The organism is Streptomyces sp. NPDC111628 (assembly GCF_055635195.1).
This window is the reverse complement of the sequence record NZ_JBVKBZ010000007.1, coordinates 38559-64980: the sequence shown is the minus strand read 5'-3', so window position 1 is coordinate 64980 and position 26422 is coordinate 38559. Positions and strand designations below refer to the sequence as shown.

The following is a 26422-nucleotide window of genomic DNA, read 5'->3' as shown; positions in this document are numbered from 1 at the left end:
CGGGGTGTTCACAGCTTCCCGCCCCGCCCGCCCTCGCGCCGGGCGGGCGCGATGAGCGTCGACAGATACGGCAACGGCGCCCCGTCCAGCTCGCCGGCCGGCCGCACCGACTCCTCCGGCAGCCCCAGCGCCGACCCCCACACGGCGTCGTCGAGGCGCCCGCTCTCCCGCAGCGCCTCGGCCACCTCGGCCGCCTGCCGGCCGAACTTGTAGGCGACGACCGTGCCGGGCCCGTGCAACGCCTCCTTGAGCACCGCGGCCCCCGCGGTGACCGGCACCAGCGTCAACGGCTCCGTGCCCTCGGTCAGCACGGCCCCCGACCGCGCCGCGAGGTCCTGCATGGCGGTGATCCCGGGCACGGTCTCCACGACCGTCCCCGGCACCAGCGCGCCGACGGTCTGCGCGAGGTAGGTGAAGGTGGAGTACACGTTGGGATCACCGATGGTCGCGAAGGCGACGGCGGCATGCTCCCGCAGCAGCCCCGCCACGCGCTCCCCGGCCTCGTCCCAGGCCGCCTCGCGCCGCGCCCGGTCGGTGCGCTCGTTCAGCGCGAACACGACCCGTACGACCTTCTCGGCGCCCACGTAGTGCAGCACGGTCGCCTCGGCCCGGCCGCGCTCCCCGCCATCTTTTCCATCGGATGCAGCCATGACGGGCACGACCACGACATCGGCGTCCCGCAGCGCGTTGACGCCCTTCACGGTCACCAGCTCCGGATCCCCGGGCCCGACCCCGACCCCGATCAGCCTGCTGCTCATGACGTCCGGCACCTCTCCACGAACCGACGGGCGACACCGGGCTCGGCCGCCCAGTGCGTGTGCAGATAGCTCGCGTGCACACCGCGCTCCACAAATCCCTCGACGCGCCGCTCGGGGGCCCGCATCCCCCACGCCGCCACCGCCCCGGCCCCCGGCTCCACCACCGTCCGGTGGAACTCGTGCCCCCGCATCCGCGTCCCCGCCCCGGCCAGCACACTGTCGGACACGGCCACGGCGTCCCGGTAGCCCAGCGTCAGCCGCTCCGACATCCGCGCGGCGGCGTCCAGCACCCCGCACATCGGCAACCCGTCCAGCTCCCGGCACAGATACAGCAGCCCCGCACACTCGGCGGCGACGGGAGCACCGCTGAACGCCAGCTCGGCGACGGACTTCCGCAGCCCCTCGTTGGCCGACAGCTCGGAGGCGTACACCTCGGGGAACCCGCCGCCGATGACGAGCCCTTGAGTGCCCTCCGGCAGTTCCTCGTCCCGCAACGGGTCGAAGGTGACGACCTCGGCCCCGGCGGCGGCGAGCAGCTCGGTGTGCTCGGCGTAGGAGAAGGTGAAGGCGGCCCCACCGGCGACGGCGACGCGCTTGGGCGACCTCTTGTCCGACCGAGACGGGATGGGGGTCCCCCCGCGCGAGCGCATTCGAGCGTGGGGGAGGGTGGGCACAGGCCCGGGGGTCCAGGGGGCGGAGCCCCCTGGCAACGGCCCGGCAGCCCGCGCCAGCCCGACCAACGCCTCCAGGTCACACCCGCCGGCGACCTGCGCGGACATAGCCGCAACCGCGTCCAACGCCGCACCCCGCCGCTCGGCAACGGGAACCAGCCCCAGGTGCCGGGCGGGCACATCCACCTGCGGCGCCCGCCGCAACACCCCAAGCACCGGCACCCCGACGGAGTCCACCGCCTCCCGCAGCAACACCTCGTGCCGGTCCGACGCGACCTTGTTCAGGATCACGCCCCCGATCCGCACCTCCGGGTCCCAGGACACGAACCCGTGCACCAGCGCCGCCACCGACCGCGACTGCGAGGACGCGTCCACGACCAGCACCACCGGCGCCCGCAACAGCTTCGCGACCTGCGCGGTGGACGCCAGTTCGCCCTCCCCGGCGGCCCCGTCGTACAGCCCCATCACGCCCTCGACCACGGCGATGTCGCACCCGTGCGCCCCGTGCAGGAACAGCGGCCCGACCAGCTCGGGCCCGCACAGATACGCGTCGAGGTTGCGGCCCACCCGCCCGGTGGCGAGCGCGTGGTAGCCGGGGTCGATGTAGTCGGGCCCGACCTTGTGCGGGGACACGGCGAGCCCCCGCGCCGTGAGCGCGGCCATCAAGCCGGTGGCGACGGTGGTCTTGCCGCTCCCGGACGAGGGTGCGGCAATGACGAGCCGGGGAACGGCGGAGCCGGCGTCGGAGGAGGTCACCACTCGATGCCCCTCTGCCCCTTCTGCCCCGCGTCCATCGGGTGCTTGACCTTGGACATGTCGGTGACGAGATCGGCGAACTCCACGAGGGCGCCGGGCGCGTTCCGCCCGGTGATCACGACGTGCTGGGTCCCTGGCCGCTCGCGCAGCACCGACACCACCTCGTCGGTGTCGACCCACCCCCAGTGCATCGGATAGGCGAACTCGTCCAGCACGTACAGCTTGTACGTCTCGGCGGCCAGGTCCCGCTTGACCTGCTCCCAGCCCTCGCGGGCCTTCTCCTCGTTGTCCATCTGGGCGTCCCGCTGGACCCAGGACCAGCCCTCGCCCATCTTGTGCCAGTCGACGGACCCGCCCTCGCCGCCGGCGCCCAGCACCCGCAGGGCGTTCTCCTCGCCGACCTTCCACTTCGCCGACTTGACGAACTGGAACACCCCGATCGGCCACCCCTGGTTCCAGGCCCGCAACGCCAGCCCGAAGGCGGCGGTCGACTTGCCCTTCCCGATGCCCGTGTGCACCACGACCAGCGGACGGTTGCGTCGCTGACGGGTCGTCAGTCCGTCGTCCGGTACGACACTCGGCTTGCCCTGCGGCATTACGCGGCCCTCCTGCTGCTGCCCTGAACGTCCCTCACCAGACCGGCGATCGAGTCGGCCCGCAGCTCGTCCAGCGTCACCGCCGTACCGCCCAGCTCACCCGCGAGCCGCCCGGCGAGCCCGAGCCGGACCGGCCCCGACTCGCAGTCCACGACCACGGAGGCGACACCGTCGGCGGCGAACAGCCGCGCAGCCCGCCCCGCCAGCGCGACGGGCTCGGGACCACCCGTGGCCCGCCCGTCCGTCACCACCACGACCAGCGGCCGTCGCGCCGGATCCCGCAGCCGCTCCACCCGCAGCACCTCGTGTGCGCGCAGCAGCCCGGCGGCGAGCGGCGTACGCCCGCCCGTCGGCAGCGACTCCAGCCGCACCGCCGCCGCGTCCACCGACGAGGTCGGCGGCAGCGCGACATCCGCGGCCGAACCCCGGAAGGTCACCAGCCCCACCTTGTCCCGCCGCTGGTACGCGTCCAGCAGCAGAGACAGCACGGCGCCCTTGACGGCACTCATCCGCTGCCGTGCGGCCATCGACCCGGAGGCGTCCACGACGAACAGCACGAGGTTGCCCTCGCGCCCCTCACGCGTCGCCTGCCGCAGATCGTCCCGGCGCACCACCAACCCCGGCCCGCTGCGGCCCCGCGCCCGCTGGTGCGGTGCGGCGGCCTGCACGGTGGCGGCCAGGTGCAGCTTGGTCAGGGCGCCCTGCGGCCGCCGGGCGCCCGTGGTCCGCCCGTGCTCGGTCCGCGCCCGCGAACGCCGCCCGGCGGCACCCTCGCCCAGCCCCGGCACGCTCAGCACCTTGGTCCTGAAGGGCTCGGCGGCATGCGCGGGGGACTGCTCACCGGCACCACCGGAGGGCCGCGGCTCGTCGCCCTCCCCGGCCTCGGGCCGCGCGGCGGTGTCGCCCTCGCCCTGCGGCGCGTCGTCGGGCTCCGGCTGCCCACCGGGACCGCCCCCGGGGCCCGGATCGGGATCGTCGTCCCCGCCTCCGTCCCCGTCCTGCCCGCTGAACTCCTCCAGCGTCTCGTCCAGCTTGTCCTCGTCGAGCCCCGGCGCGTCGAACGGATTGCGCCGCCGCCGGTGGGGCAGCGCGAGCAGCGCCGCCTGCCGCACGTCCTCCGCGAGCACCTCCGTCCGCCCGGCCCAGGCCGCCAGCGCGGTCGCCGTCCGGGCCATCACGATGTCGGCCCGCATACCGTCCACCTCGAAGGCCGCGCAGGTCGCCGCGATCTGCCGCAGCGCCCCGTCGCCCAGGCGCACCGACGGCAGCAGCTCCCGCGCCCCCACGATCCGCGCCCGTACGGCGGCCTCCTCGTCGGCCCAGCGCGCGGCGAAACCGGCCGGGTCGTCGTCGTACGCCAGCCGGCGCCGGACGACCTCCACCCGCTGGTCGGGCTCGCGCGAGGCGGCGACCTCGACGGTGAGCCCGAACCGGTCGAGCAACTGCGGGCGCAGCTCGCCCTCTTCGGGGTTCATGGTCCCGACGAGCAGGAACTTCGAGGCGTGCCGCACGGACACGCCCTCGCGCTCGACGTAGGAGGCGCCCATCGCGGCGGCATCCAACAGGAGGTCGACCAAGTGGTCGTGGAGGAGGTTGACCTCGTCGACGTAGAGGATCCCGCGGTGAGCGTCGGCCAACAGCCCCGGCTCGAAGGCCTTCACGCCCTCTGCGAGTGCCCGCTCGATGTCGAGCGCGCCGACGAGCCGGTCCTCGGAGGCACCGACGGGCAGCTCGACCATCCGCGCAGGGCGCGAGGCGAAGGCACCCGGCTCGTGCGGGCCGTCCGGGCAGCCCGGGTCGGGGGAGTCGGGATCGCAGGAGAAACGGCACCCGGAGACGACGTCCACCTCCGGCATCAGCGCCGACAGCGCACGCACCGCCGTGGACTTCGCGGTGCCCTTCTCACCACGCACCAGCACTCCGCCGACCGCCGGGGAAACGGCGTTCAGCAGCAGCGCGAGCCGCAGGTCGTCCTGGCCCACGACGGCCGTGAACGGGAACGGGGTACTCACTTGTCGTCGCCCTCCAAGTCACCTTCGAGCTCCAGATAGGTGGCGCGCAGCCGCTCCAGCGTCTCCGCGTCCGGCTCCGCCCACAGCCCCCGGTCCGCGGCCTCCAGCAGCCGTTCCGTGATGCCGCGCAGCGCCCAGGGGTTGGACTTCTTCATGAAGTCCCGGTTCTCGGGGGCGAAGACGTACTCGGCGCTGAGCCGCTCGTACATCCAGTCGTCCACGACCCCGGCCGTGGCGTCGTAGCCGAAGAGGTAGTCCACGGTGGCCGCCATCTCGAAGGCGCCCTTGTAGCCGTGCCGCCGCATCGCCGCCATCCAGCGCGGGTTGACCACCCGCGCCCGGAAGACCCGGTGCGTCTCCTCGCCCAGCGTCCGGGTCTTCACCTGGTCCGGGGTGGCGGAGTCGCCCACGTACGCCTCCGGGCTCTCGCCCGTCAGATGCCGCACCATGGCGACCATGCCGCCGTGGTACTGGAAGTAGTCGTCGGCGTCCACGAGGTCGTGCTCGCGCGTGTCGACGTTCTTCGCCGCCACCGCGATCCGCCGGAACGCCGTCTCCATGTCGCCGCGCGCCGCCCGCCCGTCGAGCCCGCGCCCGTAGGCGTAGCCGCCCCACACCGCGTACACCTCGGCGAGGTCCGCGTCGCTGCGCCAGTTGCGGGCGTCGATCAGCGGCAGCAGACCGGCGCCGTACGCGCCCGGCTTGGAGCCGAAGATGCGGGAGGTCGCCCGGCGCCGGTCGCCGTGCTCGGCGGTGTCCTCGTCGGCGTGCGCCTTCACGAAGTTGGACGAGGCGGGCTCGTCCAGCTCCGCCACCGCCCGTACCGCGTCGTCGATCAACCCCACCACGTGCGGGAACGCGTCCCGGAAGAAGCCCGAGATGCGCACGGTCACGTCCACGCGCGGCCGGCCCAGCTCCGCCACCGGGACCACCTCGAAGCCCGTCACCCGGCGCGAGGCGTCGTCCCAGACCGGACGGCAGCCCAGCAGCGCCAGGATCTCGGCGATGTCGTCGCCCTGGGTACGCATCGCGGACGTGCCCCACACCGTGAGGCCGACGGACTTCGGGTACTCACCGGTGTCGCTCAGGTACCGCTGGATCAGCGAGTCCGCCAGCGACTGCCCGACCTCCCAGCTCAGCCGGGACGGGATCGCCTTCGGGTCGACGGAGTAGAAGTTCCGGCCGGTCGGCAGGACGTTGACCAGGCCGCGCGTCGGGGAGCCCGACGGCCCGGCCGGGACGTAACCGCCGTCCAGGGCCCGCAGGATGTGCCCGATCTCGTCCGTGGTCCGCGCGAGCCGCGGCACGACCTCCACGCAGGCGAACTCCAGCACCGCCACCGCGTCGCCGAGTTCGGTGCCGAGCACGTCCCGCACCAGGCCCGGAACGGCCGCCGGGTCCCACGCCCGCAGCTCCATGCCCTCCGCGAACCGTCGGCACAGCTGCTCGAGCAGGTCGATCGCGTCGGCCGCCGACCGCGCGGGGCCGTCGACCAGGTCCGTCAGTTCCACCGGCGCCTTCACCGGGGCGCCGGGCTCGGCCAGCAGGTCCTTCTCCACCAGCCCGAAGTGCTCGGCCAGACAGGCCCGCAGGCCCGGCAGCGCGTTCGCCTGCCCGCCCCACACCTGCGAGGCGCGCAGCACCGCGAGGACGAGGTTGACGCGCGGCTCGCCGACCGGGCCGCCGCCGAGGATGTGCAGGCCGTCGCGGATCTGCACGTCCTTGATCTCGCACAGGTAGCCGTCGATGTGCATGACGAACTCGTCGAACGCGTCGTCGTCCGGCTGGTCGTCCACGTGCAGGTCGTGGTGGAGCTCGGCCGCCTTGACCAGCGTCCAGATCTGCGCGCGGACCGCCGGCGCCTTCGTCGGATCCAGGTCGGAGACGAGGGCGTACTCGTCGAGCAGCTGCTCCAGCTTGGCCAGGTCGCCGTAGGTGTCGGCGCGCGCCATCGGCGGCACCAGGTGGTCGACGACCGTGGCGTGCCCGCGGCGCTTGGCCTGGGTGCCCTCGCCGGGGTCGTTGACGATGAAGGGGTAGATCAGCGGCAGATCGCCGAGCACGGCGTCGGGCGCGCAGCCCGCGCTCAGGCCGAGCCCCTTGCCCGGCAGCCACTCCATCGTGCCGTGCTTGCCCATGTGCACGATCGCGTCGGCGCCGAAACCCCCCTCCGATGTCGCAGCGTTCAGCCAGCGGTAGGCCGCCATGTAGTGGTGCGACGGCGGCATGTCGGGGTCGTGGTAGATCGCGATCGGGTTCTCGCCGAAGCCGCGTGGCGGCTGGATCATCACGACGACGTTCCCGAACCGGAGGGAGGCCAGCACGATGTCGTCGCCGTCGACGTACAGCGAGCCCGGCGGCTCGCCCCATGCCTCCCGCATGCCGTCCCGCAGTTCCGGGTCCAGCTTCTCGAACCAGGCCCGGTAGTCGGCCAGCGGCACCCGCGCGGGCGCCGCCGCCAGCTGGTCCTCCGTCAGCCACTCCACGTCGTGACCGCCCGCCTCGATCAGCCGGTGGATCAACTCGTCGCCCTCGGAGGGGTACTCGCTGACCCCGTACCCCGCCTCCCGCAGCGCGTCCAGGACCCGCACCGCGGACGCGGGGGTGTCGAGGCCGACGGCGTTGCCGACGCGGGAGTGCTTGGTCGGGTACGCCGTGAAGACCAGCGCCAGCTTCTTGTCGGCGTTCGGCTTGTGCCCGAGCGCCGCGTGCCGTACGGCGATCCCGGCGACCCGTGCGGCCCGCTCGGGGTCGGCGACGTAGACCGGCACCTCGTCCGGCCCCTGCTCCTTGAAGGAGAAGGGCACCGTGACGAGCCGTCCGTCGAACTCCGGGATCGCGACCTGCATCGCCGCGTCCATGGGGGACAGGGCGGCGTCGGAGGCCTCCCAGGCGGCCCGGGAGGAGGTGAGGCAGAGGCCTTGCAGCACCGGCACGTTCAGGTCGGCCAGCGCACCGATGTCCCACGCCTCCTCGTCACCGCCCGCCGAGGCCTGCGAGGCGTGCGTGCCGCCGGCCGCGAGGACCGTGGCGACGAGGGCGTCGGCCCGGCCCAGCAGCTCGTACAGCCCGGGGTCCGCGCCGCGCAGCGAACCGCAGTACACGGGCAGGGCGTTGGCGCCGCGCGCCTCGATCGCGTCGCACAGCGTGTCGACGAAGGCGGTGTTGCCGCTCAGCTGGTGGGCGCGGTAGAAGAGCACGCCGACCGTGGGACGGCCCTCGGTGTGGAGACGCTCGCCGTGGACGCCGTACTCCGGCATCTTCCGCGGCTCGTCGAAGCCCTCGCCGGTCAGCAGCACCGTGTCCGACAGGAAGCGCGCCAGCTGGGTGAGGTTGTCCGGGCCGCCCTCGACCAGGTAGCGCAGGGCCTCGGCCACCACCCCGGCCGGGACCGACGACTCGGCCATCAGCTCCGCGTCCGGCACGCTCTCGCCGCCCAGCAGGACGGTCGGGAGGCCGGCGGTCTTCAGCGCGGCGAGCCCGTCCTCCCAGGCGCGCTTGCCGCCGAGCAGGCGGACCACGGCGAGGTCCGCGCCCTCGACCAGCCCGGGCAGCTCCTCGCGGACGTCGACCCGGGTCGGGTTGCCGATCCGGTAGGCGGCGTCCGACGCGCGGGCCGCCAGCAGGTCCGTGTCGGCGGTCGACAACAACAGCACTGTGCTCATGCGGGCGCTCCCGGTGGAATGAAGGGCAGTCCTTGCGGAGCGCCGGACTCGATGAGCCGCCACAGCGCGTCCGTGTCCGCGTGGTGTTCGATCAGGTCGCCGAGCCGGTCGAGCTGCTCCTCGCGCAGCGCGGCGAACGAGGTGTCGGGGGCCGGCACGAAGCGGCGGCCCGCGGCGGCGGCCACCTCGCGCAGGAACGCCCGCCGGAAGCCGTCCGACTCCAGCGAGCCGTGCCAGTGCGTGCCCCAGGTCTGGCCGACCCGGCAGCCGTCCAGGCTGCGTCCTCTGTCATCAGAGATGAACGCATCACCCGCTACCACTTCGGCGACCCCGTGGTGGATCTCGTACCCCTCGACGCGCTCGCCGAGGGCCTCGCCCACCGGCCGGGTGAGGGTCTTGTCGCGGTCGAACCGCACCCGCACGGGGAGCAGTCCCAGCCCGTCCACGTGCCCGGCGCGGGACTCGACCTCGTCCTCGATGTGCTCGCCGAGGAGCTGGAAGCCGCCGCAGATGCCGAGCACGGGCCGCTGCTCGGCGACCCTCCGGACGAGCGCGTCCGCCAGCCCCCGCTCCCGGAGCCACTCCAGGGCCCGGACCGTCCCGCGCGTCCCCGGCACGATCACCAGGTCGGCGTCGGCCAGTTCCTCCGGCCGGTCCACGAACCGCACCACGACGCCCGGTTCGGCGGCCAGCGCGTCCACGTCCGTGAAGTTGGACATCAGCGGGACCGCGCAGACGGCGACCCGCAGCACGTCCTCGCCGACCGGCGGCGCGACGACGGACTCCCGCACGGTCCCGCGCAGGGAGACGCGCAGCCCGTCCTCCTCGTCGATGCCGAGCCCGTGCCGGAAGGGCAGCACGCCGTACGTCCGCCGCCCGGTGAGACCGTGCAGCATCTCCAACCCGGGCTCCAGGAGCGACACATCACCCCGGAACTTGTTCACCAGGAACCCGGCGACCAGAGCCTGGTCCTCGGGCGCCAGCAGCGCCACCGTGCCGAAGAAGGAGGCGAAGACGCCCCCGCGGTCGATGTCGCCGACGACGAGGACGGGGAGTCCGGCGCCCCGGGCGATCCCCATGTTCACGATGTCGGTGCGCCGCAGGTTGATCTCGGCCGGGCTGCCCGCGCCCTCGCAGATCACCGCGTCGTACGTGCCGCGCAGTTCGGCGAGCGAGTCGAGCACCGTGCCGAGCAACCGCTCCTGGCGCCCGCCGTGATAGCCGCGGGCGCTCATCTCGCCCACGGGCCTGCCGAGCAGCACGACCTGGCTGCTGCGCTCCCCGCCGGGCTTGAGCAGCACGGGGTTCATGTGCGCGGTCGGCTCCACCCGGCAGGCCTGGGCCTGCATGGCCTGGGCCCGCCCGATCTCGGCGCCGTCCCGGGTCACGAAGGAGTTGAGCGACATGTTCTGCGCCTTGAAGGGCGCCACCTTGACGCCCTGGCGCACCAGCCAGCGGCAGATCCCGGCGGTGACGACGCTCTTGCCGGCGTCGGAGGTGGTGCCCGCGACGAGGAGGCCACCGTTCATGACGTACGTCCCTTCGTGACACCCGGGTTCTTCGCGGTGGCCCCGCGCGCGAGCAGCCGCGCGCCCGCGCACACGCCCAGCGCCAGCAGGCCCACGCGCCGGGACAGCCGTACGGCACGGTCGATGTCGCCGGAACCGGCCCGTACGGCGCGTCCCGCCGCCCCGTTGAGGACGGGCCGGTGCTCGACCCGCCCGCCGTAGGAGAGCGTGCCGCCGAGCCGCACGCCGAGGGCGCCCGCGAAGGAGGCCTCCACGGGCCCGGCGTTGGGGCTCGGGTGCTGTGCGGCGTCCGCGCGCCAGGCCCGCAGGGCGCCGCGCGGGTCACCGCCCGCCACGGTGGTCAGCACGGCGGTGAGGCGGGCGCCCGGCCAGCCCGCGAGGTCGTCGAGGCGGGCCGAGGCCCAGCCGTAGCGGCGGTACCTGGGCGACTTGTGGCCGACCATCGCGTCCAGGGTGTTCACGGCCCGGAAGCCGAGCAGCCCGGGGACCCCGGCCACCGCGCCCCACACCAGGGCGCCCACCACCGCGTCGGAGGTGTTCTCGGCGACGGACTCCACGACGGCCCGGGCGATCCCGTCGGCGTCCAGCGCCTGCGGGTCCCGCCCGCACAGGTGCGGCAGCCGCGCCCGCGCCGCCTCGACGTCCCCGGCCCCCAGCGCACGGCCGATGGCAGTGGCCTCGCGGGCCAGCGAGGTGCCGCCGACGACCGACCAGGTGGCCGCGGCGGTCAGCGCGACGGAGGCGGCGGGGGAGCGGCGTACGGCATGCGCGGCGGCCGAGCCGAGGACGGCGGCGCCGCCGGCGCACACGACGGTGTGCAGGGCGCCCCGGCCCCGGTGGTCCCGCCACAGCACCTGTTCCACGGCGCCCGCGGCACGGCCGAACACGGCGACCGGGTGTCCGCGGCGAGGATCGCCGAGGAGGAGGTCACCGAGGAGGCCGGCGGCGGCGCCGTACGCGAAGACGCGTCCGGCACGCACGGCTCAACCGGCCGTGGGAAGGGGAAGTCGAAGCGTGTCGCTGGTGAGCCCGGAACGGCAGCCGCGCATGGCGATAGGTCCTCACTCAGGGTGTCCGCGCCCTGGTTCGAAGAGCACGGCGGCGAGAGTTCCTGGCTCCCGGGGATCCTGTCCCCGGTCACAGTGGCGGGACCGCGCCGGATTCGCACCGGGCTTCCTCTTCTGCCGCCGTAGATGGCCCCGGAAGTCCACCACGGCCCGCGAACACCCGTCAACCTGGCGTTGACCTGCGACGGGGGAGTGTGCGAAGGCCCACACCCGAGTGGTGTGCGCCGGCACGCGAAGAGGCGGGGCGCGGAACGGTTCGAGTCCGTCCCGCGCCCCGCCCCGGAGCGTGCGCGGTGGTGCGCAGGGCGCTCAGGCGACGATCAGATAGATCCCGTACGCCACCGCCGCCAGGCAGGCCGCGAAGCACGCGTACGCGCCGGTGACCGCGAGGGCCGCGGAGCCGCCCTGGGCGGCGGCCCGCTCCTGGCGGGAGAGGCCGACGATGCCGAGGGTGAACAGGCCCACCAGGGCCACCGTGACCACGAGGCTGACGCCGAAGACGGAGCCGAGGGCTGCCCAGTCGATGCTCATGGAGGTTCGCTTCCTTCGTACCCGGCAGGCGGGTTCAGACGGTGGTGGCGGCCGACGGGGCCTTGGGGTCGGGGGTGGTGGCCGGGGCGGGGACGGTGGCCGCCAGGTCCTCGGTGGCGCCCGTCGGGGGCGGCGACACGGCGGCCATCGCCGTGGTGACCACACCGGCGGGCTCGGGCTGCCCGGGCCCCTCGGTGTCCACCGGGTCGCCGTCGACGACGTTGGTGTGGTCGACGACCTCGCGGCGGGAGATCCGCCAGATCGCGAAGCTGGACGCGATCAGGAACACCGCGACGAGGGCCGTGCCCCAGTCGCCTGCGCGGCAGACCCACTCGGCGAGCGCGGCGACCAGGGCCGCGGCCGGCAGCGTCAGGCCCCAGGCGACGAACATCCGGGTGGCCGTGGACCAGCGGACCACGCCGCCCTTGCGGCCGAGGCCCGCGCCCATCACCGCACCGGAGACCGAGTGCGTGGTGGACAGCGAGAAGCCGAGGTGGGAGGAGGCCAGGATGACCGTGGCGGCGCTGGTCTGGGCGGCGAAGCCCTGCTGCGGCTGGAGGTCGGTCAGGCCCTTGCCCATGGTGCGGATGATGCGCCAGCCGCCCAGGTAGGTGCCGAGCGCGATGGCCAGGCCCGCGCTCAGGATGACCCACACGGGCGGGTCGGAGTCGGGGGCGAGCGAGCCGCCGGCGATCAGGGCGAGGGTGATGATGCCCATGGTCTTCTGGGCGTCGTTGGTGCCGTGGGCCAACGAGACCAGACCGGCGGAGGCGATCTGGCCGGCCCGGTAGCCCTTCTTGGCGGCCCTGCCGTCGGCCTTGCGGCCCAGCGAGTACGTCATCCGGGAGGCGAGCATCGCCGCGAGGCCGGCCACGATCGGGGCGGCGATCGCGGGCAGGAGCACCTTGGTGACGAGCACGTCGCCGTTGACCGCGCCGATACCGGCCGAGGCGACGGCGGCACCGATCAGGCCGCCCATCAGGGCGTGCGAGGAGCTGGACGGAAGCCCGACCAGCCAGGTCAGGAGGTTCCAGAGGATCGCGCCGACCAGGGCGGCGAAGATGACCTCGGGACGGATGCCGGTCTCGTCGACGAGACCCTTGGAGATCGTGTTGGCGACCTCCACCGAGAGGAAGGCGCCTACAAGGTTGAGGACGGCGGACATCGCCACCGCCACCTTGGGCTTGAGCGCACCGGTCGAAATGGTCGTTGCCATCGCGTTCGCGGTGTCGTGGAAACCGTTCGTGAAATCAAACGCGAGTGCGGTTACCACCACAATCGCGAGGATCAGCGAGAAGCTTTCCATTTACCCAGGCAATCGTTCGAGGTCGTTGGCGCGACGAACGTAGGTAACCAGGGTGAACGGAAGATGAACTGGGCAGGGCGTCACGGTGACCGGAAGCGGTGTCGCGGCCTCCCTCTGCGTGCCCGCTCCGGTGCTCTCCGGAGACGTCCCTGGCAGGATCACCGCGAGGGCGTTCGGCGACGGGACGTGAGGGGCGCGCGGGCGCCCCGGAGGAGTGGGTGACTGTGACGCAATCGCGGGCCGGGGGCGGGGAGACGGCCGGAACGACGGTTGGAAAGACCGCCGAGGAAGCGGCCTGGGCGGAACTCGTCGCGACGGCTCGCCGGACGGTGGCGGACGGGCTGGTGGTCGGCACCTCCGGCAACGTCTCGGTGCGCGTCGGCGACACGGTCCTGGTCACCCCGTCGGGCGTCCCCTACGACCGGCTGACTCCGGACGACGTGACCGGCGTCGACCTGGACGGACGCCGGCTGCTCGGCACGCTCGTCCCCACCAGCGAACTGCCCATGCACCTCGCCGTGTACCGCGCCGACCCCGGCGCCCGGGCCGTCGTCCACACCCACGCCGTGCACGCGACGGCGGTCTCGCTGCTCGTCCCCGAACTCCCGCCGGTGCACTACATGACCGCCGCCCTCGGCGGCCCCGTCCGGGTCGCCCCCTACGCGGCCTACGGCACCGCCGAACTCGCCCGCGGCATGCTCGACGCCCTCGCCGACCGCACCGGCTGCCTGCTCCGCAACCACGGCACGATCACCTACGGCACCTCCCTCGACCAGGCCTACGACCGCACCGCCCAGCTCGAGTGGATGTGCCGCCTGTGGCTGACCGCGTCCTCGGTGCCGGGCCACTCGCCGTCCCTGCTGACGCCGGCCCAGCTGGCGGAGGTGACGGAACGCCTGCGCGGGTACGGGCAGCGAAGCTGACGCGCGGGTGCGTGCCGGGCGGCTGCGGGGGTACCGGCTACGGGACACGAAGACCTCGTCACCCACTGTCACGCGTCCACTGGCCGCCCGAGGACTCCACCAGGAGACTGGCCCCATGCGCACTGTCACCGCAACGGCAGCCGCCGTCACCGCAGCACTGGCGACCGGAGCGGCGAGCGTCGCCGTCGGCCGACTCGCCAGCGACGCCGCGCTCAAGGCGCCCCCCGGCCGGCCCCTGCCCACCGAGCCCCGGCTCACCGTGCACGGCACCGCCGCCGGACAGATCACCCTCACCCGGGACCTGGCCGCCCTGCGCCCCGGCCGGTACGGGCTCGCCGGGGACGGCTCCCACGCGGTGGTCGGCCCGGTCCTGGACACCGCCGAGCACGGCGCCGACACCGTCGTACGCCGCCTCGAACGCGTCACGCACGGCACCCTCGAGACCGGTGACCGGGCCTGGTTCACGCCGAATCTGTACGTCGGGAACCCGGGCACGGCCCTCGACCTCGAGTACGCCGACGTCGAGGTCCCGGGAGAACTCGGTCCGCTCCCTGCCTGGTTCCTGCCCGGGGCCCGGCCGACCTGGATCATCGCCGTGCACGGCCTGGCCGCCACCCGCGAACACGCGCTGAACCTGATCGCTCCCCTGCACCGCCGCAACGTCCCGGTGCTCGCCCTCGCCTACCGCGGCGACGTCGGCGCACCGCCCTCGCCCGACGGCCTGCACCACTTCGGCGAGACCGAGTGGCGCGACGTGGACGCGGCCGTCCGCTACGCCCTCGACCACGGAGCCCGCCAGGTCGTCCTGCTCGGCTGGTCCACCGGCGCCACCATGGCGCTGCGCACCGCCGCGCTCTCCGGCGTGCGCGAGCGCATCGCGGGGCTCGTGCTGGACTCCCCGGTGCTCAGCTGGGAGACCACCCTGCGCGCCCTGGCCGCCGCCCGCCGCACCCCCGGCGCACTCCTGCCGCTCGCCGTCCGGGCCGCGCAGGGCCGCGCCGGGCTGCACGCCGACCGGGACACCGGCACGGCCGGCCTGTACCGCCCGGCCGTCCCCACCCTGATCTTCCACGGCCCCGGCGACGCGGTGGCCCCCTGGCGCCTCTCCCACCGCCTCGCCGACACCCACCCGCGCCTGGTCGCCCTGCACACCGTCCGGGACGCCCCGCACGGCGCCATGTGGAACGCCGACCCCGCGGACTACGAGGAGACCCTCCGCCGCTTCATGACCCCGCTGGTGTGACCCCCTCCCGCGCCCCCACGCCCTCCTGCCGCGTCCCCTTCGCCCGACCCGTGACGCCTGTCCGCGGGCGCGACGATCAGGTTCCGTTCAGCGCCGTACCACTGGCCTGATCCGATGCTTGGACGGTGCGCCGGGCCCCCGCGTCCCCCGTTCCGGGAGGCCGCCGGGGCATTCCGTTTGGGTTTTCGGACCGTCAACCGGAAGACTGCACCCGTGACGTCCCGTATCCCGCGCGACTCCAGGCTTCGACTCGTCCGCCCGCGACCCCTGGCCGCCGCCCCCCAAGCGATGAATCAGCGGCGTCCGCGCCGCCCCGCGCCGCGCCCCCCGGAAGGTACACCGGCCCGCTCGGAGCTGGCCGGAATGGCGCGCTCCGGCCTTGCCGACGCGGCCCGCGTCGCCCGCTGGGCCGACTCCGCACTCGGCCCCGGCCGCGGCAGTGCGACCGCCGACGGCAAGGCCACCCTGTCCGACGCCACCGCCGACCACGCGGCCCGCGAGCTGGGCCTGCCCGTGGCCAGGGTCCGCGCCGACTGGGACACGGCCCGCCTCGCCGGACTGGTCGAGGTGCACGGCGACACCGCCCGCCCCGGCTGGCGGCTGCGCGCCTGGAACCGGGACGACAGCGCCGTGCTGCGCGGCTGGGTCGCCCTCTTCGACGCCTGGTCGCTCGCCCACCCCGAGCCCGCCGGACAGGAGCCCGGCGCGGTCGCCGAGGTCGTCTCCGCGATGCCCCAGGTGCTCTCCTTCCTCCAGCTGTCCGCCGGACCCGTCCCGGTGGCGCAGCTCCTGGACCTGCTGGAGCAGCGCGTCACCGAGCTGCGCACCGAACGCTGCGAGGTGCCCTACGGCCCCCGGCTCGAACCCGGCACCCCGGGCGCCGAGCCGGACCCGGCCCCGGCCACCGACACCGCGCTCGCCCCCCTCCTCGACTGGGCCCTGCACGCCCTCGCCGCCGTCGGCGCCCTCACCTGCGGCGACGGACAGGCCACGCTCACCCCGCTCGGCAGCTGGGCGGTCTGGGTCAAGCTGGAGCAGATCTGCGTCGCCGCGCAGAGCCCGGCCGGCAATATCGAGCAGTCGGCCGAGGGCATGCTCCGCGGCTGCGGCCGGCTCCGCCCCAACGCCGCCCGCGCCGAGTACCGGGCCTGGCTCGCCGCCCGCCCCGTCGGCAGCGCCGTCGCCGAACTGCTCGGCGCCGCCCGCGGCGAGGACGCCCTGCTGCGCGGCCTCGCCTTCGAGGCGCTGCGCGTCGTCGGCGCACCCGCCGAGCCCGACGTCCGCGGCGTCCTGGACGAGCCGACGCTGAGGCCGTACGCCCTGCTGTGGCTGGCCGAGCACGACGGCGCCGACCCCGAGGACGCCCACGAGGTCCTCACCCGCCCCGAGGCCACCTGGCTGTGGGTCGACACCGCGGCCGCCGTCGCCGACCACGGGGAGGCCCCGCTGCTGGTGCGGCACCTGGAGTCGGCGGTGCAGGCCACCGTCCCGGCCCTGCTCGACGAGGTCCGCGCGGTCGGCCACCCCCGCACCGTGCAGGTCCTGGTGGCGCTGGCCGCCGCGCACCCGGACCCCGCCCTGGCCAAGGCCGTACGCCGGGCGGCCTTCCAGGTCCACACCGGGGGCAGCTGACCCGCCGGCCCCGACGGGCGAACCGCCGGAGGCTACCCGCGTACCTCCGGCGCGTACGTCCCGAAGCTCCAGACGTTGCCCTCCAGGTCGCGGGCCATGTAGTCGCGCGAGCCGTAGTCCTGGTCGGTCGGGGGCATCAGGATCTCCGCGCCGTGCTCCACCGCCCGCCGGTGATGGGCGTCGACGTCCGCCACCACCACGTACACCCCCGCGGGGCCTCCGCCCTTCATCGCCTCGTCGAAGCGGCCGCCCCTGCCCTTCGAACCGAGCATGACCGCGCCGTTGCCCTGGGCCAGCTCGGCGTGGGCCACCGAGCCGTCCTCGCCCTCGTACACCGCGAGTTCGGTGAAGCCGAAGGCCTCGGTGAGCTGTCGGATCGCCGCCTTGGCGTCCACGTACTGGAGCGTCGGGCAGATGCTCGGGCTGCCGCCCGCGTTGCCTGCCATGCCGATCACTTCCCTCTGATCCGGTGGTCCGTCCTGACTGACCGAGCCCGTGGCCCGAAGGGCGCTTTGGACTCGTTCGCCCAGTCTTGCACCGCCCACTGACAACGCCCGGCCGACGCCCGGCGGGGAAAAGCGGTTGCACCGCCCCGTTAGACTGGCCCTCATGGCCATTCTCCTCGTGCATTAGAGCGGCGGGAACCTCCACAGCCGCCCATCCCCGCCAACCACCCGCCCAGGAGTCTGACCGTGATCTCCGCCTCCGGCATCGAGCTGCGCGCCGGTGCCCGTGTCCTCATCGAGAGCGCCACCTTCCGCGTCGCCAAGGGCGACCGCATCGGCCTGGTCGGCCGCAACGGCGCCGGCAAGACCACCCTCACCAAGGTCCTGGCCGGCGAGGGCCAGCCCGCCGCCGGTGCCGTCACCCGCTCCGGCGAGGTCGGCTACCTCCCGCAGGACCCGCGCACCGGCGACCTCGACGTGCTCGCCCGCGACCGCATCCTGTCCGCCCGCGGCCTGGACACCCTGATCCGCAAGATGCGTGACAACGAACAGCGCATCGCCAGCGGCCAGGGCGCCACCCGTGAGAAGGCGCTCAGGCAGTACGAGCGTCAGGAGACCGAGTTCCTGACCAAGGGCGGATACGCCGCCGAGGCCGAGGCCGCCACCATCGCCGCCGCGCTCAACCTGCCCGACCGGGTGCTCGGCCAGCCCCTGCACACGCTCTCCGGCGGTCAGCGCCGCCGTATCGAGCTGGCCAGGATCCTGTTCTCGGACGCCGACACCCTGCTGCTCGACGAGCCGACCAACCACCTCGACGCCGACTCGATCATCTGGCTGCGCGACTACCTGAAGACCTACCGCGGCGGCTTCATCGTGATCTCCCACGACGTCGACCTGGTCGAGACGGTCGTCAACAAGGTGTTCTACCTGGACGCCAACCGCTCCCAGATCGATGTCTACAACATGGGCTGGCGGCTCTACCAGCAGCAGCGCGAGGCCGACGAGAAGCGCCGCAAGCGCGAGCGTCAGAACGCCGAGAAGAAGGCGTCCGCGCTGCACTCGCAGGCCGACAAGATGCGCGCCAAGGCCACCAAGACCGTCGCCGCGCAGAACATGGCCCGCCGGGCCGACAAGCTGCTGGCCGGCCTGGAGGCCGAGCGGAAGTCCGACAAGGTGGCCAAGCTGCGCTTCCCCGAGCCGTCCCCGTGCGGCAAGACCCCGCTCATGGCCGAGGGTCTGTCGAAGTCGTACGGATCGCTGGAGATCTTCACCGACGTCGACCTGGCCATCGACAAGGGTTCGCGCGTCGTCATCCTCGGCCTCAACGGCGCGGGCAAGACGACCCTGCTCCGTCTCCTCGGCGGCGCCGAGAAGCCCGACACCGGAGAGGTCATCGAGGGCCACGGACTCAAGCTCGGCTACTACGCGCAGGAGCACGAGACCCTCGACCCCGAGCGCACCGTCCTGGAGAACATGCGCTCGGCCAACCCCGACCTCGACCTCGTCGAGGTCCGCAAGACGCTGGGCTCGTTCCTGTTCTCCGGCGACGACGTCGACAAGCCCGCGGGTGTCCTCTCCGGCGGCGAGAAGACCCGCCTCGCCCTGGCCACCCTCGTGGTGTCCTCGGCGAACGTGCTGCTCCTCGACGAGCCCACCAACAACCTCGACCCGGCCAGCCGCGAGGAGATCCTCGGCGCGCTGCGCACCTACAAGGGCGCCGTCGTCCTCGTCACCCACGACGAGGGCGCCGTCGAGGCGCTCCAGCCGGAGCGGATCATTCTGCTTCCGGACGGCGTCGAGGACCTGTGGGGCGCCGACTACGCGGACCTCGTCGCCCTCGCTTGATCGAATGGATGATCCACTGGTTATGGATCATTCGGCCGATCCGTGATCCACCATCTGTGTGAGATCTCCTCATCAAGAGGTGTGTCCTACATCGAATTCGCGGCCGGGGCCCCCATTGCCGGGGCCTCGGCCGCGACGCCTTTCTGACCTGGAATTTCGCGGAGAAACCCGTTCGGCCGAACCCGCCCGATTCTCTGGAATCGCGGATTCCGTATGTGGGGACTCGCTCCTGTCGTCACAACCTTGTCTCATCGACCTTGCCGAATGGGTGGCCAGGAGGGCCTGGAGGGGTGATCATGAGGAGACCAGAGCGCACTTCCCATGAGGAGGCACGGGTGGCCGAGACTCTGAAGAAGGGCAGCCGGGTTACCGGCGCCGCGCGCGACAAGCTCGCGGCAGACCTGAAGAAGAAGTACGACGCCGGTGCGAGCATCCGGGCGTTGGCCGAGGAAACCGGCCGCTCGTATGGCTTTGTGCACCGCATGCTCAGCGAGTCGGGCGTCACGCTCCGAGGGCGTGGCGGGGCTACCCGGGGCAAGAAGGCCACTTCGGCCTGACGTCCCGGGCGGCCCCCGACTCCGAAAGTGACGGTGGCCACCCGGTCGGTCGTCCGACCGTCCGGGTGGTTACTGTGCAGTCACTTAGCCCTGCCGTCGCACGGCGCACCGTCCGGCGCGCGGCGGGGACGACGACCGCACCTTTCGGAGGCGCCCCATGGCTTCGCCCGCCCACGACCCCGGTCCCGCACTCGACCAGGACGGCGTGCGGCTCACCGTCGACGACGCGATCGCCACGGTGACGCTGACCAACCCGGCCAAACGCAACGCGCAGAGCCCCGCTCTGTGGCGGGCGCTCGCCGAGGCGGGCCGGCTGCTGCCGGGCTCCGTTCGCGCCGTGGTGCTGCGGGCCGAGGGCAAGTCCTTCTCGGCCGGGCTCGACCGGCAGGCGTTCACGCCCGAGGGCTTCGACGGCGAACCGTCGTTCATCGACCTCGCGCGGGGCGGCGACGCCGAGCTGGACGCGACCATCGCCGAGTACCAGGAGGCGTTCACCTGGTGGCGGCGCAGCGACCTCGTGTCGGTCGCCGCCGTGCAGGGGCACGCCATCGGGGCGGGCTTCCAGCTGGCCCTTGCCTGCGACCTGCGGGTCGTCGCGGACGACGTGCAGTTCGCCATGCGCGAGACCAGCCTGGGCCTGGTGCCGGACCTGACGGGCACGCATCCCCTGGTGTCCCTGGTCGGGTACGCCCGTGCGCTGGAGATCTGCGCGACGGGGCGCTTCGTCGCGGCCGAGGAGGCCGTGAGCACCGGCCTGGCCAACCTCGCCGTGCCCGCGGACCAGCTCGACCCCGCCGTGCACGACCTGGTGTCCGCGATCCTGGCCGCACCGCGCGACGCGGTCGTCGAGACCAAGGCGCTGCTCCAGGGCGCCCTGACGCGGGACTGGGAGACCCAGCGCACCGCCGAACGGGCCGCCCAGGGCCGCCGGCTGCGCGACCTGGCGGGGCTCGGCGAGTAACGGCGCCGACAACCTCTCAGCCGACGTCCGTCACCACCACCGCCACCGACGGCCGGTCCGGCAGCGCCTCGGACACCACCGCGCGGACCCGCCGGGCCACCTCGACGGCCCGGTGGTCCGCGTGCACCGCCAGCTCCACCCGGACATGGCGGCGCGGCAGGGCCCCTTCCTCCGTCGGCGGCTCCGTCACGTGCACCGGACGGCCCAGTACGCCCGTCAGCCGCACCACACCCGGCACCGTCAGCGCGGCCCGGGCGACGCGCCCCTCGTCGCCACTGCCGCCGCCTTTGTCATCCCTCTCACCGCCCGCCTCGTCGGACTCGTCGGGCTCGTCGGAGGGTCCCGGCCCGGGCCCGTCGCCCGCCTCCGGGCTCTGAGTCCCGTCGAGCAGGCCGGTCACCCGCAGGTCCACGTCCGGCACCGCGAGGCCGATCCGCGCTGCCGCCGCCTCCGTCAGTGCGCCTCGCAGGCGCGCGGCCGTCGCCGGCAGGGGCTCCGCGGACGCCGTCGGTCCCACCACCGCGGCGAAGTCGGCGGTCACCCGCAGCGGACCGGGCGGCAGGGCGCCCGGCGGGGACGGCACGGCGGGCTCCCGTACGGCGTCCGGGTCGGCCGAGCCGATCCGCAGGTCACCCGGACGCACCCCCGTCACACCCCGGGCCGCCGCCAGCAGCACTTCCCGGGCCGCCCGCTCGGCGATCCAGGCGCCGTCCCGCGGGCCGCCCAGCGGCAGCAGCCTGCCGAGACCCAGCTGCTCCCGCACCGCCCGCGTCCACCGGTCCGCCGTCGTCATTCCTCCAGCCTGCCGCATCCGTGGCGCGAGCCACCGCAACCCCGCCTAACGTGGGCACAGGACTACGACCGAAAGGGACGTACGGCGATGAGCGACATGGAGAGCCACCGGAGCGGGCAGGACACGATCGAGACCCCCGGTACGGCCAAGGGCCAGACGATGCGGCGCGGCGGCGGAGACCCCGGCACCCGGGGACGGACCACCATCGCCGACGGCGTCGTGGAGAAGATCACCGGAATGGCGGCCCGCGACGTCGCCGGTGTGCACGCGATGGGCAGCGGAATGTCGCGCACCTTCGGCGCCGTGCGCGACCGGGTGCCCGGCGGGACCAAGTCCGGGGTGACGCGCGGGGTGAAGGCCGAGGTCGGCGAGAAGCAGACCGCCCTCGACCTGGAGATCGTCGTCGAGTACGGCGTGTCGATCGCGGACGTGGCCCGGGACGTGCGGGAGAACGTGGTGGCGGCGGTGGAGCGGATGACCGGGCTGGAGGTCGTCGAGGTCAACATCGCGGTGAGCGACGTGAAGCTGCCCGACGAGGAGGACGAGGAACCGGAGCCCCGGATCAGGTGACACGGACGCTGACGGAACACGGACTGAACGCTGACTGATCGGTGAGTGAATCGGTGAATGAGGGGAGCGCACCATGAGCATGGCCGTGGTCGGCATGATCGCCGGCATGGCACTGGGCTTCGCCGGATACTTCGGCGGGTTCGGTGCCTTCCTGCTGGTGGCGGCCCTGGGGGCCGTCGGGTTCGTCGTCGGCCGCTTCCTGGAGGGGGACATGGACCTCGGTGACTTCTTCCGTACCCGCGACGACCGGCGGCGGTGACCGGCGTGAGCGATGGAGCCGGTGAGCTCCTCGAACCCCTGGCCCGCGTGGCACCGGGCGAGCGCGGCGCCACGCGGATCGCCGACCGGGTCGTCGCCAAGGTCGCCGCCCGGGCGGCCCGCGAGGCGCTCGGCCCGCTCCACCCGGACGCCGCACGGCCGTACGCCACCGTCGACGTCCACCACGACACCGCACACGTCCGGGTCCACCTCGAACTCGACTACCCGTGCGACATCGGCGCCCGCTGCGGCCAGGTGCGTCACCAAGTCGTCCAGCGGGTACGTGCGTTGGTGGGCATGGCGGTGCCGGAGGTCGCCGTCCAGGTGGAGCGGCTGCACCTGTCGGCGCAGTACGGCGCGAGGCACGGGAGGACGCGATGAGCGAGCCGCACGACTCCGGGACGGGAGAGGGCAGCACCCAGCGCCTGCCCGTCGTGGAACGCGGCAGCCGGCCGGGTGCGGCACCGCCGCCGGACCGGCACGAGCCCGGCCCCCCGGACGCGTCCGGGAGCGGACGGGCCGGCCGCTTCTGGTCCGTGCGCCGCGTCCCCGCCGGCCTCGTCGCGCTGCTGCTCCTGCTGCTCGCCGGGGCCTTCCTCTACGACGTCGCCGCCGTGCGCGCCGGCCGGTCCGCGCTCGGCTGGCGCCGCGACCTGGCCCGGCAGCTCGCCGAACGGCCCGTCGACGACACCTGGGTGCTGGTCGGCGCGGGCGTCGCCGCGGCCCTCGGGCTCTGGCTGCTCCTGCTGGCCCTCACCCCCGGACTGCGCCGGGTGCTGCCGATGCGGCGCACGCACCCGGACGTACGTGCCGGACTGCACCGGGACGCCGCCGCCACGGTGCTGCGCGACCGTGCCATGGAGGTCTCCGGGGTGCAGTCGGCGCGGGTGCGGATGCGCCGCCGCCGGGCCCGGGTACGGGCACTGTCGCACTTCCGGGAACTGGACGACGTACGGGCCGACCTCGACGGTGTGCTCGACGACGCGGTGCGCGGCCTCGGTCTGGCCCGGCCGCCCGCCGTGTCGCTGCGGGTGGCGCGCCCCGGACGGAAGGGGTGAACGCGGTGCTCAGGACGGTGAACCGGGTACTGACCGCACTGGCAGGGCTGGTCCTGCTGGCCCTCGGCGGCGCGGTGCTGGCCGTGGGGTTCGACGCCCCGGCACCCTCCTGGTGGGTCCACCAGGGGCCGCACGACGTGCTGCTGAGCAACGCCGAACGGACCCGGTGGCGGGAGGCCGGCTGGTGGTGGCCGGTCGTCATCGCCGCGCTCGCCGTCCTGCTGCTGCTCGCCCTGTGGTGGCTGGTCGCGGTGGTACGCCGGCGCAGGCTCACCGAGGTCCTCGTCGACACCGGGGACGGTGAGGGCGCCACGCTGCGCGGCAGGGCACTGGAGGACGTCCTCGCCGGTGAGGCGGACCGGGTGGACGGGGTCGAACGGGCCGGTGTCCGGCTCACCGGCCGCCGCGACGCCCCGGCGACCCGCGTCCGGCTGCTCCTGGCCCCGCACGTGGACCCCGGCACGGCCCTGCACGACCTCACCACCCGGGCCCTGGCCCACGCCCGCGACTCGGCGAACCTCACCTCCCTCCCGGCGGAGGTCCAGCTCCGTGGCGTCAAGCACGGGGCCGAGCGGGTCAACTGAGGGAGGCGGTCGGCGCGGACGTCGGTGCCGCCCGGGTCCTGCCCGGCCGGTTTCTCAGAACCCGTGCCGCACGCCGCCGTCCACCGGCAGCATCACGCCCGTGACGTACGAGGCCGCGGGGGAGAGCAGGAACGCGGACGCGCGGCCGAACTCCTCCGGGGCGCCGTAGCGGCGCAGCGGGATGCGGGACTCGGCGGCCGCCCTGGTCGCCGCCGGGTCCGCGGACAGCCCGTCCAGCTCGCGCACCCGGTCGGTGTCGACGCGGCCCGGCAGCAGGCCGACGACGCGGATGCCCCGCGGACCCAGCTCGTCGGCGAGGGACTTGGCGAAGCCCGCGAGACCGGGGCGCAGACCGTTGGAGATGGTCAGGCCCGGGATCGGCTCGTGCACCGAGCCCGACAGCACGAACCCGATCACCCCGCCGTCCGCCAGCTCGGCCGCCGCCGCCCGGGCCAGCCGCACCGCGCCGAGGAACACCGACTCGAACGCCGACTGCCACTGCTCGTCCGTGGTGTCGGCGACGAACCCGGGCGGCGGCCCGCCCACGCTGATCAGTACGCCGTCGAAACGCCCGAAGCGCTCACGGGCGGTGGCGATCAGCCGCCCCGCGGCCTCCGGGTCGGCGTTGTCCGCGGCCTCCCCGACCGCGTCCGGCCCCAGCGCCGAGGCCGCCTGAGCGACGCTCTTCTCGTCCCGCCCCGTGACGACCACCTTCGCCCCGTCGGCGACCAACTCGCGTGCGGCGGCGTTGCCCAGGCCCCGGGTGGCACCCGTGACGACGTACACCCGGTCCTTCAGTCCAAGATCCATGGCCCCTATCCTGCCCCCTCGCCCCCGAACAGGGCGAGGGCCGTGTTCACCAGGCCGACGTGGCTGAAGGCCTGCGGGAAGTTGCCGAGCTGGTGTCCGGCCACCGGGTCGTACTCCTCGGCCAGCAGTCCCACGTCGTTGGCGAGCCCCACCAGCCGCTCGAACAGCTCCCGGGCTTCCTTCGTCCGGCCGGTCGCGTGCAGCGCGTCCGCGTACCAGAACGAGCACACCAGGAACGTCCCCTCGCCGCCCGGCAGGCCGTCGACGGGAGCGCCCTCGGTGCTGTAGCGCCGCACCAGGCCGTCCCGGGTCAGTTCCGCGCCGATCGCGTCGACCGTGCCGACCACACGCGGGTCGTCCGGCGGCAGGAAGCCCACGCGCGGCACGAGCAGCAGCGAGGCGTCCAGCTCCCGTGAGCCGTAGTACTGGGTGAACGTGTTGCGCACCGGGTCGTAGCCCTTCTCGCACACCTCGCGATGCACCTCGTCGCGCAGCGCCCGCCAGCCGTCGAGGTCACCGCCGCCCAGCTCGGGACGGTCCTCCAGCGTGCGCACCGCCCGGTCCAGGGCCACCCACGTCATCACCTTCGAGTGCACGAACTGCCGGCGCCCGCCCCGCACCTCCCACAGCCCCTCGTCCGGCTCCCGCCACACCGTGGCCAGGAACTCCATCAGGGCGCACTGCAACTCCCACATCTGCGGCCGGGCACGCATCCCCGCCAGCCGGGCCAGCGACAGGGAGTCCATGACCTCGCCGTACACGTCCAGCTGGAGCTGGTTCACCGCGTCGTTGCCGATCCGTACCGGCGTGGACCCGGCGAAGCCGGACAGCCACGGCAGCTCGGACTCGGGCAGCCGCCGCTCGCCCGCGACGCCGTACATGATCTGCAGGTCCGCCGGGTTGCCCGCGACCGCGCGCAGCAGCCAGTCGCGCCACGCCTCGGCCTCCTGCAGGTAGCCCGCCGACAGCAGGGCGCCCAGGGTGAGCGTGGAGTCGCGCAGCCAGCAGAAGCGGTAGTCCCAGTTGCGCACGCCGCCCGGCTCCTCCGGCAGCGAGGTGGTGGGGGCCGCCACGATGCCGCCGGTGGGCTTGTACGTGAGTGCCTTCAGCGTGATCAGGGAACGGACCACGGCCTCCCGGTGCGGGCCGTCGTAGCGGCAGCGTGCCGCCCACTCGCGCCAGTCCTCGACGCTGTGCTCCAGCGACATGTACGGGTCGACCAGCGGCGGCCGGGGCTCGTGCGAGGGGTGCCAGGTCAGCACGAACGCGACCTTCTCGCCCGCGGCGACGGTGAACTCCGCGTGCGTCCCGAAGTCCTGGCCCCAGCTGTGCACCTCGGGCTCGCTGCGCAGCCACGCCGAGTCCGGCCCGGCGACGGCCACCCGGTGCCCGTCGGCCCTGCGCACCCACGGGACGATCGAGCCGTGGTCGAAGCACAGCCGCAGCACGCTGTGCACGGTGACCTCGCCGCTCAGTCCCTCCACGATGCGGACGAGGTCGGGGGCGCGGTCGCGCTGGGGCATCAGGTCGGTGACGCGGACCGCACCGTCCTCGGTCTCCCACTCGGTGTCCAGGACGAGAGTGTCCGGCCGGTAGGCGCGCCGAGTGCAGCGCTCCGCGCCCTTGGGGGCGACGCGCCAGTGGCCGTTGTCCTCGTCGCCGAGCAGTTTGGCGAAGCAGGCGGCCGAGTCGAAGCGGGGCAGGCACAGCCAGTCCACGGAGCCGTCCGTGGAGACCAGGGCCGCGGTCTGCTGGTCGCCGATGAGCGCGTAGTCCTCGATGCGGGGGTGCACGGGTTGACCTCTTCCCGGCCTCGGCCGGAGCAATCGGATTCGCCCGCGCGCTCCCGCC

At 73.9% G+C, this 26422-nt stretch carries 24 protein-coding genes and 1 riboswitch; of the genes, 11 read left to right on the top strand and 13 right to left on the bottom strand.

Annotation, left to right across the window (positions count from 1 at the left end):
• Positions 1-8 precede the first annotated feature (8 nt).
• The 9 genes from cobI to pitH all read right to left on the bottom strand — a co-directional run bounded on the left by cobI (position 9) and on the right by pitH (position 12891).
• Positions 9-758 (bottom strand): precorrin-2 C(20)-methyltransferase, encoded by a 750-nt coding sequence (gene cobI / locus ACZ7MF_RS32885; protein WP_471481908.1) that lies wholly within the window; start codon positions 756-758, stop codon positions 9-11.
• On the bottom strand, positions 755-2185 hold the full coding sequence (locus ACZ7MF_RS32880; protein ID WP_471481907.1) for a cobyrinate a,c-diamide synthase: 1431 nt from the start codon (positions 2183-2185) through the stop codon (positions 755-757). The genes cobI and ACZ7MF_RS32880 overlap by 4 nt, the downstream gene beginning before the upstream one ends.
• On the bottom strand, positions 2182-2781 hold the full coding sequence (gene cobO / locus ACZ7MF_RS32875; protein ID WP_471481906.1) for a cob(I)yrinic acid a,c-diamide adenosyltransferase: 600 nt from the start codon (positions 2779-2781) through the stop codon (positions 2182-2184). Before cobO ends, ACZ7MF_RS32880 begins: the two co-directional genes overlap by 4 nt.
• Positions 2781-4793 carry a putative cobaltochelatase gene (locus ACZ7MF_RS32870; RefSeq protein ID WP_471481905.1) on the bottom strand — a complete coding sequence of 671 codons (2013 nt, stop codon included), beginning with the start codon at positions 4791-4793 and terminating at the stop codon, positions 2781-2783. Before ACZ7MF_RS32870 ends, cobO begins: the two co-directional genes overlap by 1 nt.
• Positions 4790-8458, bottom strand: a complete 3669-nt coding sequence (gene cobN, locus ACZ7MF_RS32865) for a cobaltochelatase subunit CobN (protein ID WP_471481904.1) — start codon at positions 8456-8458, stop codon at positions 4790-4792. The genes ACZ7MF_RS32870 and cobN overlap by 4 nt, the downstream gene beginning before the upstream one ends.
• A complete protein-coding gene (locus ACZ7MF_RS32860; protein ID WP_471481903.1) occupies positions 8455-9987 on the bottom strand; it encodes a cobyric acid synthase in 1533 nt (510 codons plus the stop codon). Before ACZ7MF_RS32860 ends, cobN begins: the two co-directional genes overlap by 4 nt.
• A complete protein-coding gene (locus tag ACZ7MF_RS32855; protein ID WP_471481902.1) occupies positions 9984-10967 on the bottom strand; it encodes a cobalamin biosynthesis protein in 984 nt (327 codons plus the stop codon). The genes ACZ7MF_RS32860 and ACZ7MF_RS32855 overlap by 4 nt, the downstream gene beginning before the upstream one ends.
• A gap of 106 nt (positions 10968-11073) precedes the next feature.
• A riboswitch (cobalamin riboswitch) is annotated at positions 11074-11214 on the bottom strand.
• 149 nt (positions 11215-11363) lie between these two features.
• On the bottom strand, positions 11364-11585 hold the full coding sequence (locus ACZ7MF_RS32850) for a hypothetical protein (RefSeq protein ID WP_356861543.1): 222 nt from the start codon (positions 11583-11585) through the stop codon (positions 11364-11366).
• Between the two features lie 34 nt (positions 11586-11619).
• Positions 11620-12891, bottom strand: coding sequence for a low-affinity phosphate transporter PitH (pitH, locus tag ACZ7MF_RS32845; RefSeq protein ID WP_471481901.1), 1272 nt, complete (start codon positions 12889-12891; stop codon positions 11620-11622).
• A gap of 224 nt (positions 12892-13115) precedes the next feature.
• Here pitH and ACZ7MF_RS32840 point away from each other — a divergent pair, with 224 nt between their 5' ends.
• From ACZ7MF_RS32840 to ACZ7MF_RS32830, 3 genes are all read left to right on the top strand, one after another.
• Positions 13116-13814, top strand: a complete 699-nt coding sequence (locus ACZ7MF_RS32840) for a class II aldolase/adducin family protein (RefSeq protein WP_471482332.1) — start codon at positions 13116-13118, stop codon at positions 13812-13814.
• 115 nt (positions 13815-13929) lie between these two features.
• Entirely contained in the window at positions 13930-15057 is a 1128-nt protein-coding gene (locus ACZ7MF_RS32835) for an alpha/beta hydrolase family protein (protein ID WP_471481900.1), read from the top strand.
• Between the two features lie 213 nt (positions 15058-15270).
• Positions 15271-16689, top strand: coding sequence for a hypothetical protein (locus ACZ7MF_RS32830; protein WP_471481899.1), 1419 nt, complete (start codon positions 15271-15273; stop codon positions 16687-16689).
• 32 nt (positions 16690-16721) lie between these two features.
• Here ACZ7MF_RS32830 and ACZ7MF_RS32825 read toward each other — a convergent pair whose 3' ends face one another.
• Positions 16722-17135: a VOC family protein gene (locus ACZ7MF_RS32825; protein WP_471481898.1), complete on the bottom strand. Its 414-nt coding sequence runs from the start codon at positions 17133-17135 to the stop codon at positions 16722-16724.
• 246 nt (positions 17136-17381) lie between these two features.
• On the opposite strand from ACZ7MF_RS32825, the gene ACZ7MF_RS32820 reads away from it, so the two are divergent.
• From ACZ7MF_RS32820 to ACZ7MF_RS32810, 3 genes are all read left to right on the top strand, one after another.
• Positions 17382-18980 (top strand): ABC-F family ATP-binding cassette domain-containing protein, encoded by a 1599-nt coding sequence (locus tag ACZ7MF_RS32820; protein ID WP_471481897.1) that lies wholly within the window; start codon positions 17382-17384, stop codon positions 18978-18980.
• A 335-nt stretch (positions 18981-19315) separates the two neighbouring features.
• Complete coding sequence (locus ACZ7MF_RS32815) at positions 19316-19537, top strand: helix-turn-helix domain-containing protein (protein ID WP_003976983.1); 222 nt, start codon at positions 19316-19318, stop codon at positions 19535-19537.
• A gap of 157 nt (positions 19538-19694) precedes the next feature.
• A complete protein-coding gene (locus ACZ7MF_RS32810) occupies positions 19695-20498 on the top strand; it encodes an enoyl-CoA hydratase/isomerase family protein (RefSeq protein ID WP_471481896.1) in 804 nt (267 codons plus the stop codon).
• A 16-nt stretch (positions 20499-20514) separates the two neighbouring features.
• On the opposite strand, the gene ACZ7MF_RS32805 is transcribed toward ACZ7MF_RS32810, so the two are convergent.
• Positions 20515-21291 carry a nucleopolyhedrovirus P10 family protein gene (locus ACZ7MF_RS32805; protein WP_471481895.1) on the bottom strand — a complete coding sequence of 259 codons (777 nt, stop codon included), beginning with the start codon at positions 21289-21291 and terminating at the stop codon, positions 20515-20517.
• A gap of 87 nt (positions 21292-21378) precedes the next feature.
• Between ACZ7MF_RS32805 and ACZ7MF_RS32800 the strand changes: the two genes are divergently transcribed.
• The 5 genes from ACZ7MF_RS32800 (at position 21379) to amaP (ending at position 23761) form a co-directional block, all read left to right on the top strand.
• Complete coding sequence (locus tag ACZ7MF_RS32800; protein ID WP_388513898.1) at positions 21379-21861, top strand: Asp23/Gls24 family envelope stress response protein; 483 nt, start codon at positions 21379-21381, stop codon at positions 21859-21861.
• A gap of 73 nt (positions 21862-21934) precedes the next feature.
• On the top strand, positions 21935-22120 hold the full coding sequence (locus ACZ7MF_RS32795) for a hypothetical protein (RefSeq protein ID WP_104635968.1): 186 nt from the start codon (positions 21935-21937) through the stop codon (positions 22118-22120).
• Positions 22117-22500: a hypothetical protein gene (locus tag ACZ7MF_RS32790; protein ID WP_356861526.1), complete on the top strand. Its 384-nt coding sequence runs from the start codon at positions 22117-22119 to the stop codon at positions 22498-22500. The genes ACZ7MF_RS32795 and ACZ7MF_RS32790 overlap by 4 nt, the downstream gene beginning before the upstream one ends.
• Positions 22497-23177, top strand: a complete 681-nt coding sequence (locus tag ACZ7MF_RS32785; RefSeq protein ID WP_471481894.1) for a DUF6286 domain-containing protein — start codon at positions 22497-22499, stop codon at positions 23175-23177. The genes ACZ7MF_RS32790 and ACZ7MF_RS32785 overlap by 4 nt, the downstream gene beginning before the upstream one ends.
• Positions 23174-23761 (top strand): alkaline shock response membrane anchor protein AmaP, encoded by a 588-nt coding sequence (gene amaP / locus ACZ7MF_RS32780; RefSeq protein ID WP_356861522.1) that lies wholly within the window; start codon positions 23174-23176, stop codon positions 23759-23761. The genes ACZ7MF_RS32785 and amaP overlap by 4 nt, the downstream gene beginning before the upstream one ends.
• A gap of 54 nt (positions 23762-23815) precedes the next feature.
• Here amaP and ACZ7MF_RS32775 read toward each other — a convergent pair whose 3' ends face one another.
• Positions 23816-24571 carry an SDR family oxidoreductase gene (locus ACZ7MF_RS32775; protein ID WP_471481893.1) on the bottom strand — a complete coding sequence of 252 codons (756 nt, stop codon included), beginning with the start codon at positions 24569-24571 and terminating at the stop codon, positions 23816-23818.
• Positions 24572-24576: 5 nt separating this feature from the next.
• A complete protein-coding gene (locus ACZ7MF_RS32770) occupies positions 24577-26364 on the bottom strand; it encodes a glycoside hydrolase family 15 protein (protein ID WP_471481892.1) in 1788 nt (595 codons plus the stop codon).
• Positions 26365-26422 lie beyond the last annotated feature (58 nt).

Bases quoted from the DNA above. Each gene is read 5' to 3' on its own strand.
- cobI (WP_471481908.1), bottom strand. From the start codon at position 758: ATGAGCAGCAGGCTGATCGGGGTCGGGGTCGGGCCCGGGGATCCGGAG.
- cobO (WP_471481906.1), bottom strand. From the start codon at position 2,781: ATGCCGCAGGGCAAGCCGAGTGTCGTACCGGACGACGGACTGACGACC.
- cobN (WP_471481904.1), bottom strand. From the start codon at position 8,458: ATGAGCACAGTGCTGTTGTTGTCGACCGCCGACACGGACCTGCTGGCG.
- ACZ7MF_RS32860 (WP_471481903.1), bottom strand. From the start codon at position 9,987: ATGAACGGTGGCCTCCTCGTCGCGGGCACCACCTCCGACGCCGGCAAG.
- ACZ7MF_RS32850 (WP_356861543.1), bottom strand. From the start codon at position 11,585: ATGAGCATCGACTGGGCAGCCCTCGGCTCCGTCTTCGGCGTCAGCCTC.
- pitH (WP_471481901.1), bottom strand. From the start codon at position 12,891: ATGGAAAGCTTCTCGCTGATCCTCGCGATTGTGGTGGTAACCGCACTC.
- ACZ7MF_RS32835 (WP_471481900.1), top strand. From the start codon at position 13,930: ATGCGCACTGTCACCGCAACGGCAGCCGCCGTCACCGCAGCACTGGCG.
- ACZ7MF_RS32825 (WP_471481898.1), bottom strand. From the start codon at position 17,135: ATGGCAGGCAACGCGGGCGGCAGCCCGAGCATCTGCCCGACGCTCCAG.
- ACZ7MF_RS32810 (WP_471481896.1), top strand. From the start codon at position 19,695: ATGGCTTCGCCCGCCCACGACCCCGGTCCCGCACTCGACCAGGACGGC.
- ACZ7MF_RS32805 (WP_471481895.1), bottom strand. From the start codon at position 21,291: ATGACGACGGCGGACCGGTGGACGCGGGCGGTGCGGGAGCAGCTGGGT.
- ACZ7MF_RS32800 (WP_388513898.1), top strand. From the start codon at position 21,379: ATGAGCGACATGGAGAGCCACCGGAGCGGGCAGGACACGATCGAGACC.
- ACZ7MF_RS32795 (WP_104635968.1), top strand. From the start codon at position 21,935: ATGAGCATGGCCGTGGTCGGCATGATCGCCGGCATGGCACTGGGCTTC.
- ACZ7MF_RS32785 (WP_471481894.1), top strand. From the start codon at position 22,497: ATGAGCGAGCCGCACGACTCCGGGACGGGAGAGGGCAGCACCCAGCGC.
- ACZ7MF_RS32775 (WP_471481893.1), bottom strand. From the start codon at position 24,571: ATGGATCTTGGACTGAAGGACCGGGTGTACGTCGTCACGGGTGCCACC.